The following is a 469-nucleotide window of genomic DNA, read 5'->3' as shown; positions in this document are numbered from 1 at the left end:
GATCTTCCAGGGCCAGACGGTGCCGCAGATTGTAAAGACCCTGCTGGGCGAGCATCAGGTTAACCTCGAAGACAAGCTCACCGGCAGCTACCGGGTGTGGGACTACTGCGTGCAGTATCAGGAATCGAGCCTGGACTTCATCAGCCGCCTGATGGAGCTGGAGGGGATTGCTTACTACTTCAGCCACGAGACGGACAAGCACACCCTGGTGCTGACCGACGCCGCGACACAGCATCAGCCGTTCAGCGGCTACGAGGTCATCCCGTACCACCAGACGCCGTCCGGCGGCAGCACTGACGAAGAGGGCATCAGCCAGTGGGCGCTGGAGGACAGCGTGACGCCGGGGATTTACAGCCTCGACGACTACGACTTCCGCAAGCCGAACGCGTGGCTGTTCCAGGCGCAGCAGAACCCGGCGTCACCGAAGCCGGGCAGCATCGACGTGTACGACTGGCCGGGGCGCTTTGTG

At 62.9% G+C, this 469-nt stretch carries 1 protein-coding gene; it reads left to right on the top strand.

Going from position 1 to position 469, the window contains the following annotated elements:
* Positions 1-469, top strand: a 469-nt coding sequence (locus E0L16_RS21955) for a type VI secretion system Vgr family protein (protein WP_248283825.1), incomplete at both ends; no start/stop codon positions are given.

It is taken from the genome of Enterobacter quasihormaechei, from assembly GCF_004331385.1.
Lineage (GTDB): Bacteria > Pseudomonadota > Gammaproteobacteria > Enterobacterales > Enterobacteriaceae > Enterobacter > Enterobacter quasihormaechei.
This window is presented reverse-complemented; position numbering and strand designations above follow the sequence as displayed.